This window comes from Streptomyces olivochromogenes (assembly GCF_001514115.1).
Taxonomy (GTDB): Bacteria; Actinomycetota; Actinomycetes; order Streptomycetales; family Streptomycetaceae; genus Streptomyces; species Streptomyces olivochromogenes.
This window is the reverse complement of record NZ_KQ948474.1, coordinates 100,020-114,543: the sequence shown is the minus strand read 5'-3', so window position 1 is coordinate 114,543 and position 14,524 is coordinate 100,020. Positions and strand designations below refer to the sequence as shown.

Below are 14,524 nucleotides of genomic sequence, written 5' to 3'. Positions count from 1 at the left end.
GCTGCTTCGCCCCGGTGCGGGTGAGCGGTATCGGGACGAAAACGCGCGGCACGGCGTCGGGGCGGGCAGAGGGACGACGGTCCCGTCGGCGAGTCGTGTGTTGCGGTTGGGCCACTTCGGCAACCCCCTTCACAGGAGCCACACATGCCGTGCGAGGATGCGGCTCCCGGTATCGAGTACCGGCGTAGAGGGGAACATCATTGAGATCAAGGAAACTGAGCCGTAAGCGGCGACGGGCGACCATAGTCACGGCAGCGGCCGCCTCGGTCGTCGCCGGCGCCGCGCTGCTGCCCAACTGGAGCGCGGGCGCGTCGACTGTCGCCGATCCCGCTGTGGATCCGTCGACCAAAGCCACCTTCCAGCGGTTGGCGGACGCGGTCTTCACCGACCGTACGGACGCCCTGGTGGACGGCGGCAAGACCAGTCGGAACACGTCACTGTCGTCGCGGTTCTCCGGCGACGTGCGGGTGTCCTCCACGCTGTCGCGCGAGGAGAAGTCCGCACTGTCGCAACTGCGGGGCCGCAAGTCGCGTCTGGAGTCGCTCGGCGAGAAGTACAGCTCCGCCAACACGAGCGTCTCGCTGGACCGTACGCGGCTGAAGGGCCGTCACGCCACGGTCAACGTCACCGAGACGACGACGCTGACCTACGAGAAGGTCAAGGGCAACGAGCCGAAGACCACCGGCTTCCAGGCGCACCACGAGCTGACGTTCAAGGCCGATCGCAAGGGCGACTGGCAGCTGACCGGCATCCGTGACACCGACGACGGCGTCGCGGTCAACCAGGTTGCCGCCACCACGTTCGTCGCCGCGCCGAAGACGGCCGCCGACGACGCCCCGCCCTCGGCGACCCGCTCCGTCACCACGTGGCCCGCGCCGGCCAAGCCGAAGAACTTCTCGGCCTCCGGCTACGACTACAAGGCCATGGCGGCGTACGCGGCCAAGTACTGGAACAACTACAACTCGGCCTACCCGGACTTCAACGGGCAGGGTGCCGGCGGCGACTGCACCAACTTCGTCAGCCAGTCCCTGAAGGCAGGCGGCTGGAAGCACGTCCCCGGCTACACGGACGACTTCCACAAGTGGTTCGGGAACTCCGACATCCAGTCGGACTCGTTCGTCGGCGTCAACGAGTTCTCGTGGTTCGCCCTGTCCTCCAAGCGGGTCACCAGCCTCGCCAACGTCTACCAGTTGGACGTGGGTGACGTCCTGCAGATGGACTTCAACAAGGACGGGTCCAAGGACCACAGCATGATCGTCACCTACCGCAGCCCGCAGGGTGTGCCGTACGTGACGTACCACTCCACCAACACCTACAACAGGTCGGTGGCGAGCATCATCGCGTCGTACCCGAACGCTGCGTACTACGCCTACCGCACCTGAGCGGTGCCCTTCCGGAGCGGGAGCCGGTCCGAGTGTCCGGCTCCCGCTCCTTGCGGGTCTCCCTTGTGACGGTGACTTTCGGCTACTCCCGATCACTCACGGGAACAGTGCGATCCCGACCAGGATCAGCAGGATGATGCCGGCGACGAGCGCAACGGTCGCCCAGGTCCCCCGCCTCTTCAGCGGTGTCGAGGGCGCTCCTCCACGGGGCCGGTCCTCCGGCAGTGCGGCGTCGGCCGGGCGCCCGCTCCTGTAGAACTCTTCGTCGGTCGGATAGACGTTGCGCGGATCTTCCAGAGCGCGCGGATCGATCTCGTGTGGACTGGTCATGAGCACTCCTTGCGCGGCGCTCATCAGGGCCGGGGTTCCCGGCGGACGCCAGGGCCTGCGCCAGGGGCGATGGCTCCCTTTTCCCAGGCGCGCAGCCCTTCAGGAAGACGCCGCACAGGCAATCCGCCCTGCTCACCGCGCACCATTTGATCGTATACCCGAGCAGGGCCGTCCATGAGGTCCAGCGGGGCATGCGGTCCGGGCCGCGCACCTCACAGGTCGAGGACCGCCCGGAGCGCGTTGTCGATGAGCACCTGCTGCTCGGGCCCGATGTTGCCGAGCAGGGTGGCGGTCTCGAAACGCGCCGCGGACAGCTGGAGCAGGTTGACGGCGACGACCGAGGCGTCGACCGGGGTGGTCAGCCGCACGCTCATCGCCGTATCGGGGTGCACGGCCGGGGCATGCAGCACCAGAGCGACCACGGCGCCGTACGCATCGGCCAGTCCGTCAAGGCTGACGACGAGGACCGTGCGGTTCTCCTTGCCGGTGTCGACCTCCCAGACATCGCCCTTCTGGATCGTCACAGGGCGTCGCCCTCGCCGCCCAGATCGAGGGGCTCGATCCGGGCGAGACGACGGGCGGCGTCCAGCGTCATCTGCCGACGCACGGCGCGGAGGATGTAGTCGTTCAGGGAGGGGGCGCCGGCTGCGGCGTCGCGCAGCGCCTTGTCCATGGCGTCGGGAATCCGCAGGGTGATGGCAGTCATGACACCAAATGTAGTGGCATCACTGCCGTCATGCGACGACGAACCGGAACGGCGGACTTTTCGATACGGCGGGCTTTCCCGGGAACAGTGGGGCACTGCCGGGCCAGGAGGATCGACATGCGTTTCGAGGGCGAGGGCTTGGCTCGGTTCGGGATACCGCTCCGCGCGGAGGCGATGGCGGGCGTCGGCCCGCATGAGCGGATCGGTCGGTGCGTCGATGCCGCCCGCGGGTCTCCTTGCGCGACTGGGCGACCAGCCCCATCAGGCCTGAACCCGCTGCGCGCGAGGATCAGGTGCTGGCTAGAACGGGCGAGCGTACGAGTGGCTGCTCACGCGGTCGTAGATCCTGCGCAGCCTCGGTCGGCGGACGGCGGGCAGTCGTACCAGCGTGTGCGGGAACGCTCCCGCGTCAGGCCGGAACGTCCCCAAGAGTCACGGAAGACACCATCGGGCATTCCGCCTGTCGCGGGGACGGGCAACCGGTCGTGCCGGAAGGCCACATGCATCCACACGTCGACAGCCAACGGCACGCCGTCCACCATGGCTGACGGCTGCCACGACTTCCCCGTCCGCGAGTGTCGCGGAACCAGGGCGATGTCGGAGAAAGGGTCGGGATCAGGCAGGCCTGGGCCGGCCAGGACACGGGCACGGCCATACGTCCTCTCCCGTCCCTCATCCAGGATTGTTGCGGCTCGGCGGTCGAGAGCCAGCACCTTTTTGTCCACCGCCGCGATCACCGGGAGCGGCTCACCGCGATGCACCGCGCTTCACCGTCTGAGTCGCATCCCTCTCGGGGATTCCCAGTGGAGTACGGTCGGCCCCCGAGACACTCGGGGGCGGGCTCATTCGGGGAGGTGCCGCATGGACGGCGGACCAGCGACGATCGGCCTGACGTCGATGAATGTCTGCTGCGGGTTTTCGTCGACGCTGCCTCCGCCGAAGGAGCGTGCGGTCGAGTTCTGCCGGAGAATCGAGGAATCGGGCGTCGACGTGGTCAGCTTCCAGGAGGTCTGGACGGCCGCGCTGTTCAGAACCATCCGCACGCACCTGCCCTCGTATCCCTTCGTCGCCCGCGCCATCGGAGTGGCCGGTCAGCCGACCGGGGGCCTGGCCTCCTTTTCGCGGCTGCCGTTGCGGTCGGTGTCGTACGAGTCGTTCCGTGGTTCCCGGCCCGAGGAATCCGGCGCGCTGTTCCGCGGATCCAGGGCCCTGTGGGGGCGTCTGCAGGGCGTGCTGACCTTTGAGTTGGCGGGACGCCGCACACTGGTGGGCAACGTCCACCTGACCGCGAACAAGGACGGCGACTGGTCGGCGGACAACCGCCATCATCGCTTCCAGCGGCGGCAGTTGGCCATGTTCCACCAGGCCCTTCAGAGGGCTCGCCGGGACGACACGGAACTGGTGATCGCCGGCGGTGACCTCAACATCCCTGACAGCAGCCCCCTTTACCCACTGGTGGTGGAGGAAGGAGCCTGGCGGGACCCGTTCCGCGCGGTCGGTCGCCCCACGTTCCATACCGAGCTGCTGCAACCGGGCGCCTCGGCGCACCGCGTCGACTATCTACTGGTCGCGGGCGATGCCGAGCGGTACCCGGTGACCGAACCCCGCCTGCTGTTCACGGACCCGGTACAACTCGGCGGCCGGAAGAGGTCGTTCCTCTCCGACCATGTGGCACTGACCGCACGCATCGCCCTCCCGACCGCGTCGTCGGTGTCCTGATGCCGCGTACGGGGATCTGTGCGGTCGTGTCGCGGCCCCGAACGTGGCCGGCGGCGTTCCCGCGCGGGCTGACGGCGGATCGGACGAGCCGCCCACGGCCCAGGCCGAGTTGAGAGCGGTCAGAGTGAGCGTTCCGAACCCGGTGGGAGCGACGAGCGCCGTGGCAAAGAGCCGCGTGGACCCCCCTTCTCCGCCTGGTACCGGTCGAACGCGTCGCGGGCGTCGGGGACGAAGTTCGTGTCGTGCACCGCAGCGCGCAGCTCAACCGGGGTGAGCCAGGCGTGCCAGGCGATTTCCGAGGCATCCGGTACAACCGGTTGGTTGAGGACCGCCTCGTGCACGCCCATCCAGTACGGACTGATGACACCCCGGCACAGGTACTTGAAGAGGAACCGCGTCGGGGTGTCGACCCCGAGTTCTTCGGCGAGTTCGCGAGAGGCGGCTGCCGGGTAGGTCTCGCCCACGCCCACGGCACCACCGACCAGCCAGTCGTACTGGCCAGGGAAGCGGGAAACGTGATCGGGGCGCCGGTACACGAGAATCCGACCGTCAGGGTCGCGGCAGACGGTGGTGGCAACCCGGTGCAGCCACCTTCGGCGGATGGCCTCGCCTCGATCAACCACCCCGAGTATCTGGTCCTGCTCGTCCACTCGCTCCACCATCTCCCCCACGGCGGACACGCTGCCACAGCACCGCCGGGCTGACGACACGCTCAGTTCAACGGCCGACTCAGTGGGGTGGATCAAGCTCCGAGAACACCTCCTCAGACGCCGATCGCCCCGTCGATACGTTCACGGAGGAGATCGGCGTGTCCGTTGTGACGGGCGTATTCCTCGATCATGTGGATGAGAACCCAGCGCAGCGACACCGTCCCACGCCATGCGTCCTTGCCCGCGATGTCGAGGTGGGGCGCGTCCCCGGTGAAGACGTCGGCGAACGCGACCTCGGCGCGCCATGCCTGCCACGCTTCGGTCACAAGATCGGGATCGGGAACCGCGCCGTCGAAGTCCCCGTCCGGTTCCACCGCCGACGAGAAGCGTGGTGGCGCGTCCTGACCGGCGAGAACCTGACGGAACCACCGGCGTTCCACGTCGGCGAGATGGCGTACGAGTCCGAGCAGAGAGAGCGTGGAGGGCTCGACGGAGCGTCGGGCCAACTCCCCTTCCAGGCCCGCGCACTTCAGCTCCAGCGTCGCCCGCTGGGCACTGAGAAATCCGATGAGCATGGCTCGCTCCTCGCCGGTCGAGGGAGCACCGAGCCGGGGATCGTCGTCGTCCCCGACGAACATGGCGGCCCGCCTCCGTGGATTGGTCGTACTCACGCTGTCTCTCCTTCGGGGTTCGTCGCTGGGAGGGAGCACGCGTTACTCCGTGCGAGTGGTGCATCCTCCGACAGCGTCGTAGCGTCGATAGAGGAGCCGACCGCCGCAAGAAGGGGCGGATCAGGCACCGGGCCTGCTGGTCGAAAGAGATTGCGACTGGGAGCGAACATGCCAAAACGCACAGTGAGGACAGCGGTGACGTTCTGTGCCGCTGTGTCGCTCGCAGCAATCATGGGAACAGCTTCCTCCACCCCTGCCGGAACAGCTTCCTCCACCCCTGCTCCGTCTCCGGCGTCCACGCCCAGCGTGCAGCGCCAGGCGGGACAGCCCGTGATGGTCGACTGCTTCTGGCACGCGCAGGTGCGCCCCACCGATTTCATTCTCGCGTGCGGTGACGGCAACAGTCGCCTCACCTCGCTCCGCTGGTCCCAGTGGCACCGGGACTCCGCGGTGGCCGAGGGCTTCAACGTGGTGAACGACTGCAAGCCGTACTGCGCCGCGGGCAAGTTCCACTCGTACCCGGTGATCGTGCGGCTCAACGCCACACAGCCTTGGAAGAAGCACCCTGACTTGTCGCAATACACCCAGCTGAGCCTCGTCTACACCAATGGGAAGCCGAACGGATTCGGGCAATGGGTCGACCTTCCCCTGTGGAACTGACTTCCGAGGTCGAGGCGTTCCGGTTCAGTGGGGCGGAGTCAGTCGCGGCCGGCTTCCCGCGCCACGCGCTCCAGTCGGCTTCGATGGCCTTCCCACCACGACCGATCGCCCGACGGCATGGCGTCGTTCCCTTCCCACATGCCGGCAGCCCCGTCGATGGACTCCCGGAGAATGTCGGCGTGGCCCGCGTGCCGGTGGGTGTCGGCGATCACGCGCACCAGGACCTGGTGCAGCGTCACCTCTCTCCGGTCCTCGGGCCACCACGCCACACGACCGATCGCGTCAAGCGCGAAGGTCTCGATCGTGGTGTCCGAGTGCTTCCACGCCTGGCGGTAGAGTCCGACGAGCTGTTCGCGCGACTCCTCGGCGTCGGCCCACATGTCCGCGTTGGGCTCGGCGTCGGCCGTGAACCAGAGCGGCGGCTCTTCGAAGAACGGCCGCCCGAAGGTGTCGCCGAAGTACCCCAGCTCCACTCCGGTGACATGTTTGACCAGCCCCAACAGATTCGTGCCGGTCGGCGTCAGCGGACGGCGGACGTCGTACTCCGACAGCCCGTCGAGCTTCCACAGCAGGGCGTCACGGGCGGCTTTCAGAGAGCGGAGAAGATCCGCCTTCGCATTCGATTCGATCATGTCCAACAGTCTCGCAGCCACCACTGACAGTCCCCTAGGCCCGGAACCCGGTGACGGGACCGTCGTCATGGCAATGGCGGCGGTCCCGTCGGTGGGGCGTCCGGGTGGCGTCAGCGCACCGGCAGGGTCGCGGTGTGCTCGACGCGTACGGCGTCCAGGGCCCGGGGGTTGAGGCCGAGCAGTCGCAGGATCGTCGGGGCGATCTGCGTGGTCTCCACCGGGCCGCTCACGCGCACGCCGTGCGGGGTGGCGGCGCCAGAGACGACGAGCGGGACGTCGAGGTCGTCGGCGTGGGCGCCGCCGTGCTCGGCGATCTTGCTCTTGCCGCCCGTGTAGACGACGCCGTACTGGGCGATGCCGAACAGGTCCGGCACGCGCGAGTCGCCCGGCTCGACGTGGAAGTACCGGGCGGCCGCCGCACCGGCGTACAGGGTCTTCAGGCCGCTCGCGGTGAAGGGCTTGGCCTTGCCGGCGATGTCGTTGCCTGTGCCGGACTGGGCGAGCAGGTACGCCTTGGCGAAGGCGGTGGCGGCCTGCGAGCGGTCGTTCAGCCAGATGAGCATGGCGTCGTCGTCCACGGAGTGGGCGACCAGGTCACCGGCGCCCGGGTGGGCCTTCTTCCATGCGGCGTTGAGGCCGTCGAGCAGGGGGCCGTCGTCGATACGGGTCAGGGCCTTGGGGTCGGTCGGTGACTGGCCGTGCTTGGAGGAGAGGATGACGGTCGTGCTGCCGTCCAGGTGCTGCATGCGCAGTTCGGTGAGGAACCCTCCGACCTCCTGGTCCACGAAGGCGAGGTTCTTGGCCAGCAGCGGACCGGGGACGCCCTTCGCCGCGTAGCCGCCCGTCAGCCCCTCGGAGGCGGGCAGCTTCTGGGCGGTCGAGACGGACTGGAAGTTCATGCCGAAGACCGCCGGGGTGCCGGTCTTGTGGGTGCGGCTGTGGTCGTAGCCGTCGATCTCGTTGAGGACGGCCTTCACCTTGTATCCGTCGTACTGCTCCGTCGCCGCGTTGTCCTTCGTCCAGTCCATGCCTGCCGGGTAGCCGATCGCCTGGCTGTTGATCTCGGGGGCGAAAAGGTCTTGGACGCCGTTGCCGGAGGGGCCGTTGAGGATCTCGTACGCGACGTGCTTGTCGGACCAGGCGGTCCGCAGTCCGGCCTTTCTGGCCACGTTGAAGACCGTGTTCACCTTCAGATACGAGTGCGGGTACACGGGCTTGCAGGTCTTGGGATCGACCGGCAGCTTCGACGGGTCGATGAGGCCGCGGGCGACACCGGTCATCTTGAGGATGCTGCCGGGCAGGCCGGCGAGCCCCTGGCCGGCGTCGATGGAGTCCTTGTTGCGGTCGAGGTCCTCGGTGAAGTCGACCTCGGCGCCGGGCTCGGCGCCCGCGCAGTGGGTCGTTCCGGCCGGGAGGAGTGCGGAGCTGTAGCCGTCGTCGTAGTAGATGCCCGTGGTGCCCGGGTTCCCGCCGGTGAGCTGGCCGACCAGGCCGGGGAACGAGTCGGAGGGGTCGGTGGTCCTCGCGTGGGTGTACTCGACCCCACCGGTGGCGAGCCGCGCGAGCGCGGACCTCGGGTGACGCGCGACGTACCAGGCCAGGTCGGACTGGTGCAGGCCGTCGATCGACAGCAGCAGGACGTGGCGCGCGACGTGCGCGGGCGAGTGCGCGGAGGTGGATGTGGCAGGGGTGGGTGTGGCGGCGGTCGCGGTGACGGTGAGGCCGCCGACGGCTGCGAGCGCGGCGGCAGCCGCGGTGACGGGACGGGCGGGACGTCGGAACACGGGTCGTTCTCCTCTGGCTGTGCGGAGCATGTGAAACCTGCGAACCATGCACCGCCATAGGAGACGCGCAACATGTACGGCGGAGGACTCACGTGTCCCGTAATGCCCAAGAAACGCAACTGCGCACGCAAAGGCTGCCTGGCACCCGAGTTCCCGTGGGATCCAGCGAGTTCCGCTCAGGCGCCGGCGTCGGCTCCCAGGGCGCGCTCCACCCCTCGTCGACAGAAGCACCTTGACCTGATCGGCGGACGACGGCAGTCTCGCGTTGATCAGTCATGACGCCGGCATCACACGACCAGGGTCGGGCACCCCACGGTCCGTTGGAACCCCGCACCTCCTTCAGGCGCCCGCGCCGGCCGCGATGTCCAGCGCCGCGATGTAGCCGAAGGTCATCGCCGGGCCGATCGTCGAACCCGCGCCCGCGTAGCTGTGGCCCATGACCGCCGCGCTGGCGTTTCCGGCGGCATACAGGCCCGGGATGACGGATCCGTCCGGCCGCAGTACCCGCGCCCTGGCGTCCGTGCGCAGGCCGCCCTTCGTGCCCAGATCACCCGGAACGATCTTGAAGGCGTAGAAGGGGGCGAGCCACAGGGGCGCCAGGCAGGAGTTGGGGAGGATCGCGGGGTCGGTGTAGTAGTGGTCGTAGGCGCTGTCGCCGCGGTGGAAGTCGGGGTCGTTGCCGCTCAGGGCAAGGCTGTTGAAGCGGTTGACGCTGGTGCGGAGCGCGGCGGCGGGCATGCCGATCTGCCCGGCGAGGGCGTCGAGGGTCCACGCCTTGTGCGCGGCGCCGGACGTGTACCACGCGTCGGGGAACGTGAAGGTGGGCAGCACGTCCTTGAAGAGGTAGCGGTTGCGGTAGTTCTGATCGACGATCAGCCACGCCGGAATGTCGGGCGCGCCGCTGTCACGGTCGTACATGATGTGCACGACGTCGCTGTAGGGGGCCGCTTCGTTGACGAAGCGCGCGCCGGCGGCGCTGACGAGGAGCCCGCCGGGCAGGGTGCGTTCGGCGAGGCAGAAGTACGGCTGGTCGGGCAGCGGGATCGCCGGGCCCCACCATGCGTCGTCCATCAGGTCGAGCGCCGCGCCGGCCCGCTGACCCGCCTGGATGCCGTCGCCGGTGTTCTCCTTGGCTCCGACCGTCCACTCGGTGCCGATGGGCTGTCGCTGGTACTGGTCGCGCATGGCCGCGTTGTGCTCGAAGCCGCCGGATCCGACGATCACCCCGTGCCGGGCTCTGATCAGGCCCGGGGTGCCGTTCCTGGTGACCACGGCTCCCGTGGCGGTGCCGTTCTCCAGGTACAGGTCGGAGAGCGGGGTGTTCAGCCACACCGGAACCTGGGCCGCGAGCAGTCCGGCACGCAGGCCGGCCGCCAGCGACTGGCCCATGGTGAGGGGCTTCTGGCCGAGCAGGGCCGCCTGGGTTCCGCGGGCCAGGCAGGTGGCGGCGACGGCGGCACCCTTCGCGCTGACCGCGGCCAGCGTCAGCCACTTGTAGTCGGAGCTGAAAACCACCATGCCGGTCGGCACGGTCATGTACGACGGGTTCAGATGGGCGAGTTCGGCACCGAGGATGTTGCCGTCGAGCTGGTCGGGTTCGATGGAGCGGCCGCCGGGCAGTCCGCCGGGGAGTTCGGGGTAGTAGTCGCTGTACCCCTCCATCCAGCGGAAGCGGAGCGGGCTGTTCGCCATGACGAAGGAGATCATGGCGGGGCCACTGCCGAGGAAGGCCTGCTGGCGTGCGGCGGAGACGTCGGGGCCGACCACCGCCGCGAGGTAGGTGGCGGCCTTCGCCGGGGTGTCCGGCACCCCCGCGGCGAGGATCACCCGGTTGTTCGGGATCCAGACGCCCGCGCCGGAACGCGCCGCCGATCCTCCGAACGTGGGCGCCTTCTCGACGACGACGCAGCTCAGCCCCTGTTTCGCAGCCGTCAGCGCGGCGGTCATCCCCGCCGCTCCCGAGCCGATCACCACCACGTCGTACGTGCCGAGCAGAGGCAGGTCGGCCGCGTCCGCGGCACCTGGCAGACCGGCCGCGAGCGCGAGCCCGGCTCCCGTCGCCGCGCCGAGCACCCGGCGACGCGACGGGCCGGGTCCGGTGGTGGAAGCGGTGGAGTACGCAGAGGGGGATTCGGTACGTCTCACAGGGTCCGCGTTGGTGGACATGGCAGGGCGCTCCAGCCGGGCGAAGGAATGGGCGAGCGTGCTGTGCCCCGGGAAGCAACGGGTCTTCCGCGTCCCGGTTCTGATGCGGAGTCAGGAATGTCGCGCGGTGGTCTTGTGAAGTCAAGGGCCACGCCGGGCGGTCGGCTGCCGTTCCCTCGGTCACGGCAAGAGGATCCGCTGCCGCAGTCACCTCGTTCACCCCCTTTCAAGGAAACCCCACTCCCATCAAGACCGACGCGGACTCCCGCCGTTCCCGCCGCGGCATGAACCGACCGACTGTCCGCCGCGTTGTGGGATGGCCCGCCATACTGGGGGCGGCGGGGAAGGAGAGGGCAGATGGATCTGTGATCCCACAGCACGCGGACAACAACCCGAACAGCGACCACGACCACGACCCGTACAGCGCATACGACCAGTACGGGACATACGACGTCCTGGTGATCGGAGGCAGCGGCGTGGACACCATCGTCCGCGTCGACTCCCTGCCGGTCCCGCTCGCCGACTCCGTCCATGTCGGCCCGATCGAGGAGTGGCCCGGTCACACCGGAGGGAACGTCGCCCTCGGCGCACGGGCGTTGGGCCTCAAGGTCGGGTTGCTCGACTGCATCGGTGACGACTGGATCGGCGCACAGGTGCGTGAGCGGATGGCCAAGGGCGGTGTCGACTTCCTCCCGCTGATCTCCCCCGCCGGAACGCGGCGCGCGGTCAACCTGGTGGACGCGTCCGGCCGTCGGATGTCCTTCTACGACGGCCGCGACCCGGCGGATCTGCGGATGCCCCGGGACTTCTACCTACCGCGACTGCGGCGCGCCCGCCACGTCCACCTCTCCATCATGAACTTCGGGCGCTTCCTCTACGACGACATCGAGGACCTCGGCGTCCCCGTCTCCACCGATCTGCACGACTGGGACGGCCTCGCGGACCACCATCGGGAGTTCGCCCTCCGCTCCGATCTCGTCTTCTTCAGCGCGGCGGGCGTGGGCGACGAAGCCCCCGCGCTGATGCGGGAGATCCTCCGCGCCGGGCGCGCACGCACGGTGGTCGCCACTGCGGACGCGGACGGCTCCTACGTCCTCACCAAAGACGGCGGCCCCGATCCGCGGCACATTCCGGCGGCCGTCCCGTCCGCTCCGGTGGTGGACTCCAACGGCGCGGGCGACGCGTACGTGTGCGGCTTCCTGTACGGCAGGCTCGCCGGCCGGGACGTAAGGGAGTGCGCCCGGCTCGGGGCGATCGCGGGTGCCCACGCCTGTACGGCACCGGGTTCCACCGCCCTCATCTCCCGGGAGACGCTCCTGAGCCGCGCATGACCGGAAGCCGTCCCTGCTCGGTGGGTCGCGGACCAGTGGTGGGCGGTCGTCCTCGCCGGGCTCGGGTGCGCCGGGACGGCCTGATCTCAACCTCTGCCCGGCCGCGCACGGAGTTCACCCATGACCGACTCCCGAGCGTGGCAAGTCCCTGATACGACCGTAACCTCATCGGTAGACGAACTGCTGCCTGAATCCGACACAGTCGTGGTCGGTCTGGGCTAGATTCGTGAATCCTCGGCACCGGAGCCTCTCGGTGGGGTCATGCCGCGGAGAATTCTGGAGCGGCGATGCACGCGTTCGAAAATCCTTCACCGGCTGCGACAGTGATGCAGGGTGGACTCGCCGACAGTCTCTTCGAAACGGCTCGCCGCGAGCCGGATCTGCCGCAGATCGCACGCCGTCTCGACGCCGATCCCGGCATCTGGACGACGGTGACCGCGGCCGAGCTGTGGGACGAAGTGGTCGATCTGGCCCGGGGGTTGGTCGTGTCCGGCCTGCGCCCTGGGAACCGGGTGGCCGTCATGGCACGTACGCGCTACGAGTGGACCGTCCTCAGCTACGCGCTGTGGGCGGTCGGCGCCGAGGTCGTGCCGATCTACCCGACCTCGTCGCACGAACAGGTCGCGTGGATCCTCCAGGACGCGGGCTGCGTCGCCGTGGTCGTCGAGGACGAGCAGGGGATCATGACGGTCGGCTCGGCCTGCGCGTCGCTCCCGTCGCTGCGCCACGTCTGGCAGTTGGACACGGGGGCCCTGGCACAACTGGTCGAACGGGGCCGGGCGATCCCGACGACGACGGTGGACTCGCTGCGCCGCATCGTGCTGCCCGACTCGACCGCGGTCATCGCCTACACCTCCGGGACAACGGGTCACCCCAAGGGCTGTGCCCTCACCCACCGTAACCTCGCGAGCCCCTGCGACACCCTCCTCGCGGGCTGGAGACACACGGCTGCTCCCCCTGGTGAGCAGCCCGCCGTCCTCGCCTTCCTGCCCTTCTCGCACGTGTACGGCATCATGGTCCAAGGGCTCTGTCTGCGGGGCGGCATCCTGCTGGGACACGAGCCCGATGTCAGTGAGGAGACGCTCTCCGCGGCGCTCCTCTCCTTCCGCCCGACCTATCTCTACGCCGTTCCGTTCGTCTTCGAGAAGCTCTACAAGAACTTCCTGCGTACGGCGCAACGGACGGGCCGCGGAGCCCTGTTCGAGCGTGCCGTCCAGACGGCGAAGGACTTCGCCGCGGCCACCGAACGCCAGCGACTGGGCACGGGTTCCGGCCCCGGCTTCGACCTGCGCCTGCAGCACACCCTCTACGAGAAGACCGTCTACCGGAAGCTGCGGGCCGCCCTGGGAGGACGCGTGTGCGGCGCGGTGTCGGGCGGCTCACCGCTCAACCGTGAACTCGCCCTCTTCTACGCGGGCATCGGGATCGTCATCCACGACGGGTACGGGCTCACCGAGACGAGCGGCGGCATCACGGCCCAGCCCGTGGGGCGCGAGAAGTTCGGAACGGTCGGCCGCGCCCTGCCCGGTACGGACATCCGGGTGGCCGAGGACGGGGAGATCCTGGTGTGGGGGCCCTCGGTGTTCCAGGGCTACGTCAACGATCCCCCGTCCACGTACGCCGCGTTCCAGGACGGCTGGCTGGCGACGGGCGACCTCGGGCGCCTCGACGCCGAGGGGTATCTGGCCATCACCGGCCGCAAGAAGGACGTCATCATCACGAGCGGCGGCAAGAGCGTGGCTCCCGCGGCCCTCGAAGAGCGGCTACGCGTCCACCCGTTGATCCATCAGGCGGTCGTCGTGGGCGACAACCGACCGTGTGTGGGAGCCCTCATCACCCTTGATCCCGACTTCCTCGCGCACTGGCGCGGGGCCTGGTCCAAGGGGGGCGCGTCGGCACGGGACGCACGGGAGGAGAACGAGCTGCGGGAAGAGGTCAGACGCGCCGTGGCCGCGGCCAACAGCACCGTGTCCCGCTCCGAGTCCATCCGGGTGTTCCGTGTTCTCCCCGAACCCTTCGACCAGACCAACGGCCTGCTGACCCCGTCGATGAAGCTTCGCCGGGACGCCATCTCACGGCGTTTCGCCGCCGAGATCGACGCGATGTACCAGACCTCGTCGAGGGTCCCGCGGGAGTACACGCCGAGCGAGCCCTCGATCTGGGACGACTCCGACAACGTCTTCCGGTGAGGAACTCAGCATGGGCCACTTCCCGCGGTCGGGAAGTGGCCCGTTTCCGTCGACCTCGCCCACGACTTCATCGGCGGCCAGGTCATCGGCCTGACCCGCCGGAGAGGCACTGGTGAAGGACTTCGCCCGGGACACCGGCACGGAGCCGCACGCGATCCACACGGTCGACGCCCCGGCACTCCCCGCCGACGGCACCTGGAGGCTCCACGTCATGGAGAACACCCCCGGCATCTTCACCGTCGACCCCGGCTGCCTGGACGGCCGGAGCCTGACTTTCTGACCCTCGTGACCTCTCTGCGCCCCTTCCGCTTCCTCCGCGGCGCGG

The 14,524-nt window shown here is 68.9% G+C and carries 14 protein-coding genes; 6 read left to right on the top strand and 8 right to left on the bottom strand.

What is annotated here, in order from left to right:
* The first annotated feature begins 200 nt into the window (after nucleotides 1-200).
* Nucleotides 201-1,382, top strand: coding sequence for an amidase domain-containing protein (locus tag AQJ27_RS42115; RefSeq protein WP_079065665.1), 1,182 nt, complete (start codon nucleotides 201-203; stop codon nucleotides 1,380-1,382).
* Nucleotides 1,383-1,478: 96 nt separating this feature from the next.
* On the opposite strand, the gene AQJ27_RS42110 is transcribed toward AQJ27_RS42115, so the two are convergent.
* The 3 genes from AQJ27_RS42110 to AQJ27_RS42100 all read right to left on the bottom strand — a co-directional run bounded on the left by AQJ27_RS42110 (nucleotide 1,479) and on the right by AQJ27_RS42100 (nucleotide 2,418).
* Complete coding sequence (locus AQJ27_RS42110; RefSeq protein ID WP_067381374.1) at nucleotides 1,479-1,712, bottom strand: hypothetical protein; 234 nt, start codon at nucleotides 1,710-1,712, stop codon at nucleotides 1,479-1,481.
* A 212-nt stretch (nucleotides 1,713-1,924) separates the two neighbouring features.
* A complete protein-coding gene (locus AQJ27_RS42105; RefSeq protein ID WP_201264442.1) occupies nucleotides 1,925-2,236 on the bottom strand; it encodes a type II toxin-antitoxin system PemK/MazF family toxin in 312 nt (103 codons plus the stop codon).
* Nucleotides 2,233-2,418, bottom strand: a complete 186-nt coding sequence (locus AQJ27_RS42100) for a hypothetical protein (RefSeq protein ID WP_060896809.1) — start codon at nucleotides 2,416-2,418, stop codon at nucleotides 2,233-2,235. Before AQJ27_RS42100 ends, AQJ27_RS42105 begins: the two co-directional genes overlap by 4 nt.
* 861 nt (nucleotides 2,419-3,279) lie before the next feature.
* Here AQJ27_RS42100 and AQJ27_RS42095 point away from each other — a divergent pair.
* Nucleotides 3,280-4,137 (top strand): endonuclease/exonuclease/phosphatase family protein, encoded by an 858-nt coding sequence (locus AQJ27_RS42095; RefSeq protein WP_067381371.1) that lies wholly within the window; start codon nucleotides 3,280-3,282, stop codon nucleotides 4,135-4,137.
* A 119-nt stretch (nucleotides 4,138-4,256) separates the two neighbouring features.
* Here the strand turns inward: AQJ27_RS42095 and AQJ27_RS42090 are convergent, their stop codons facing one another.
* Both AQJ27_RS42090 and AQJ27_RS42085 read right to left on the bottom strand, forming a co-directional pair.
* A complete protein-coding gene (locus tag AQJ27_RS42090) occupies nucleotides 4,257-4,808 on the bottom strand; it encodes an NUDIX hydrolase (RefSeq protein WP_067381480.1) in 552 nt (183 codons plus the stop codon).
* Nucleotides 4,809-4,900: 92 nt separating this feature from the next.
* A complete protein-coding gene (locus AQJ27_RS42085; protein WP_067381368.1) occupies nucleotides 4,901-5,425 on the bottom strand; it encodes a DinB family protein in 525 nt (174 codons plus the stop codon).
* Nucleotides 5,426-5,764: 339 nt separating this feature from the next.
* On the opposite strand from AQJ27_RS42085, the gene AQJ27_RS42080 reads away from it, so the two are divergent.
* Nucleotides 5,765-6,118 carry a hypothetical protein gene (locus AQJ27_RS42080; RefSeq protein WP_341866148.1) on the top strand — a complete coding sequence of 118 codons (354 nt, stop codon included), beginning with the start codon at nucleotides 5,765-5,767 and terminating at the stop codon, nucleotides 6,116-6,118.
* A 38-nt stretch (nucleotides 6,119-6,156) separates the two neighbouring features.
* On the opposite strand, the gene AQJ27_RS42075 is transcribed toward AQJ27_RS42080, so the two are convergent.
* From AQJ27_RS42075 to kstD, 3 genes are all read right to left on the bottom strand, one after another.
* Entirely contained in the window at nucleotides 6,157-6,750 is a 594-nt protein-coding gene (locus tag AQJ27_RS42075; RefSeq protein ID WP_067381362.1) for a DinB family protein, read from the bottom strand.
* 110 nt (nucleotides 6,751-6,860) lie between these two features.
* Nucleotides 6,861-8,534, bottom strand: coding sequence for an alkaline phosphatase family protein (locus AQJ27_RS42070; RefSeq protein ID WP_067381359.1), 1,674 nt, complete (start codon nucleotides 8,532-8,534; stop codon nucleotides 6,861-6,863).
* 339 nt (nucleotides 8,535-8,873) lie between these two features.
* Entirely contained in the window at nucleotides 8,874-10,700 is a 1,827-nt protein-coding gene (gene kstD, locus AQJ27_RS42065; protein WP_079065663.1) for a 3-oxosteroid 1-dehydrogenase, read from the bottom strand.
* Between the two features lie 434 nt (nucleotides 10,701-11,134).
* Here kstD and AQJ27_RS42060 point away from each other — a divergent pair, with 434 nt between their 5' ends.
* The 3 genes from AQJ27_RS42060 to AQJ27_RS56820 all read left to right on the top strand — a co-directional run bounded on the left by AQJ27_RS42060 (nucleotide 11,135) and on the right by AQJ27_RS56820 (nucleotide 14,479).
* On the top strand, nucleotides 11,135-12,010 hold the full coding sequence (locus AQJ27_RS42060) for a carbohydrate kinase family protein (protein ID WP_067381477.1): 876 nt from the start codon (nucleotides 11,135-11,137) through the stop codon (nucleotides 12,008-12,010).
* Between the two features lie 287 nt (nucleotides 12,011-12,297).
* Nucleotides 12,298-14,199: an AMP-dependent synthetase/ligase gene (locus AQJ27_RS42055; protein ID WP_067381353.1), complete on the top strand. Its 1,902-nt coding sequence runs from the start codon at nucleotides 12,298-12,300 to the stop codon at nucleotides 14,197-14,199.
* Nucleotides 14,200-14,311: 112 nt separating this feature from the next.
* Nucleotides 14,312-14,479: a hypothetical protein gene (locus AQJ27_RS56820; protein WP_159064542.1), complete on the top strand. Its 168-nt coding sequence runs from the start codon at nucleotides 14,312-14,314 to the stop codon at nucleotides 14,477-14,479.
* Nucleotides 14,480-14,524 lie beyond the last annotated feature (45 nt).

Bases quoted from the DNA above. Each gene is read 5' to 3' on its own strand.
- AQJ27_RS42110 (WP_067381374.1), bottom strand. From the start codon at position 1,712: ATGACCAGTCCACACGAGATCGATCCGCGCGCTCTGGAAGATCCGCGC.
- AQJ27_RS42100 (WP_060896809.1), bottom strand. From the start codon at position 2,418: ATGACTGCCATCACCCTGCGGATTCCCGACGCCATGGACAAGGCGCTG.
- AQJ27_RS42095 (WP_067381371.1), top strand. From the start codon at position 3,280: ATGGACGGCGGACCAGCGACGATCGGCCTGACGTCGATGAATGTCTGC.
- AQJ27_RS42085 (WP_067381368.1), bottom strand. From the start codon at position 5,425: ATGTTCGTCGGGGACGACGACGATCCCCGGCTCGGTGCTCCCTCGACC.
- AQJ27_RS42075 (WP_067381362.1), bottom strand. From the start codon at position 6,750: ATGATCGAATCGAATGCGAAGGCGGATCTTCTCCGCTCTCTGAAAGCC.
- kstD (WP_079065663.1), bottom strand. From the start codon at position 10,700: ATGTCCACCAACGCGGACCCTGTGAGACGTACCGAATCCCCCTCTGCG.
- AQJ27_RS42055 (WP_067381353.1), top strand. From the start codon at position 12,298: ATGCACGCGTTCGAAAATCCTTCACCGGCTGCGACAGTGATGCAGGGT.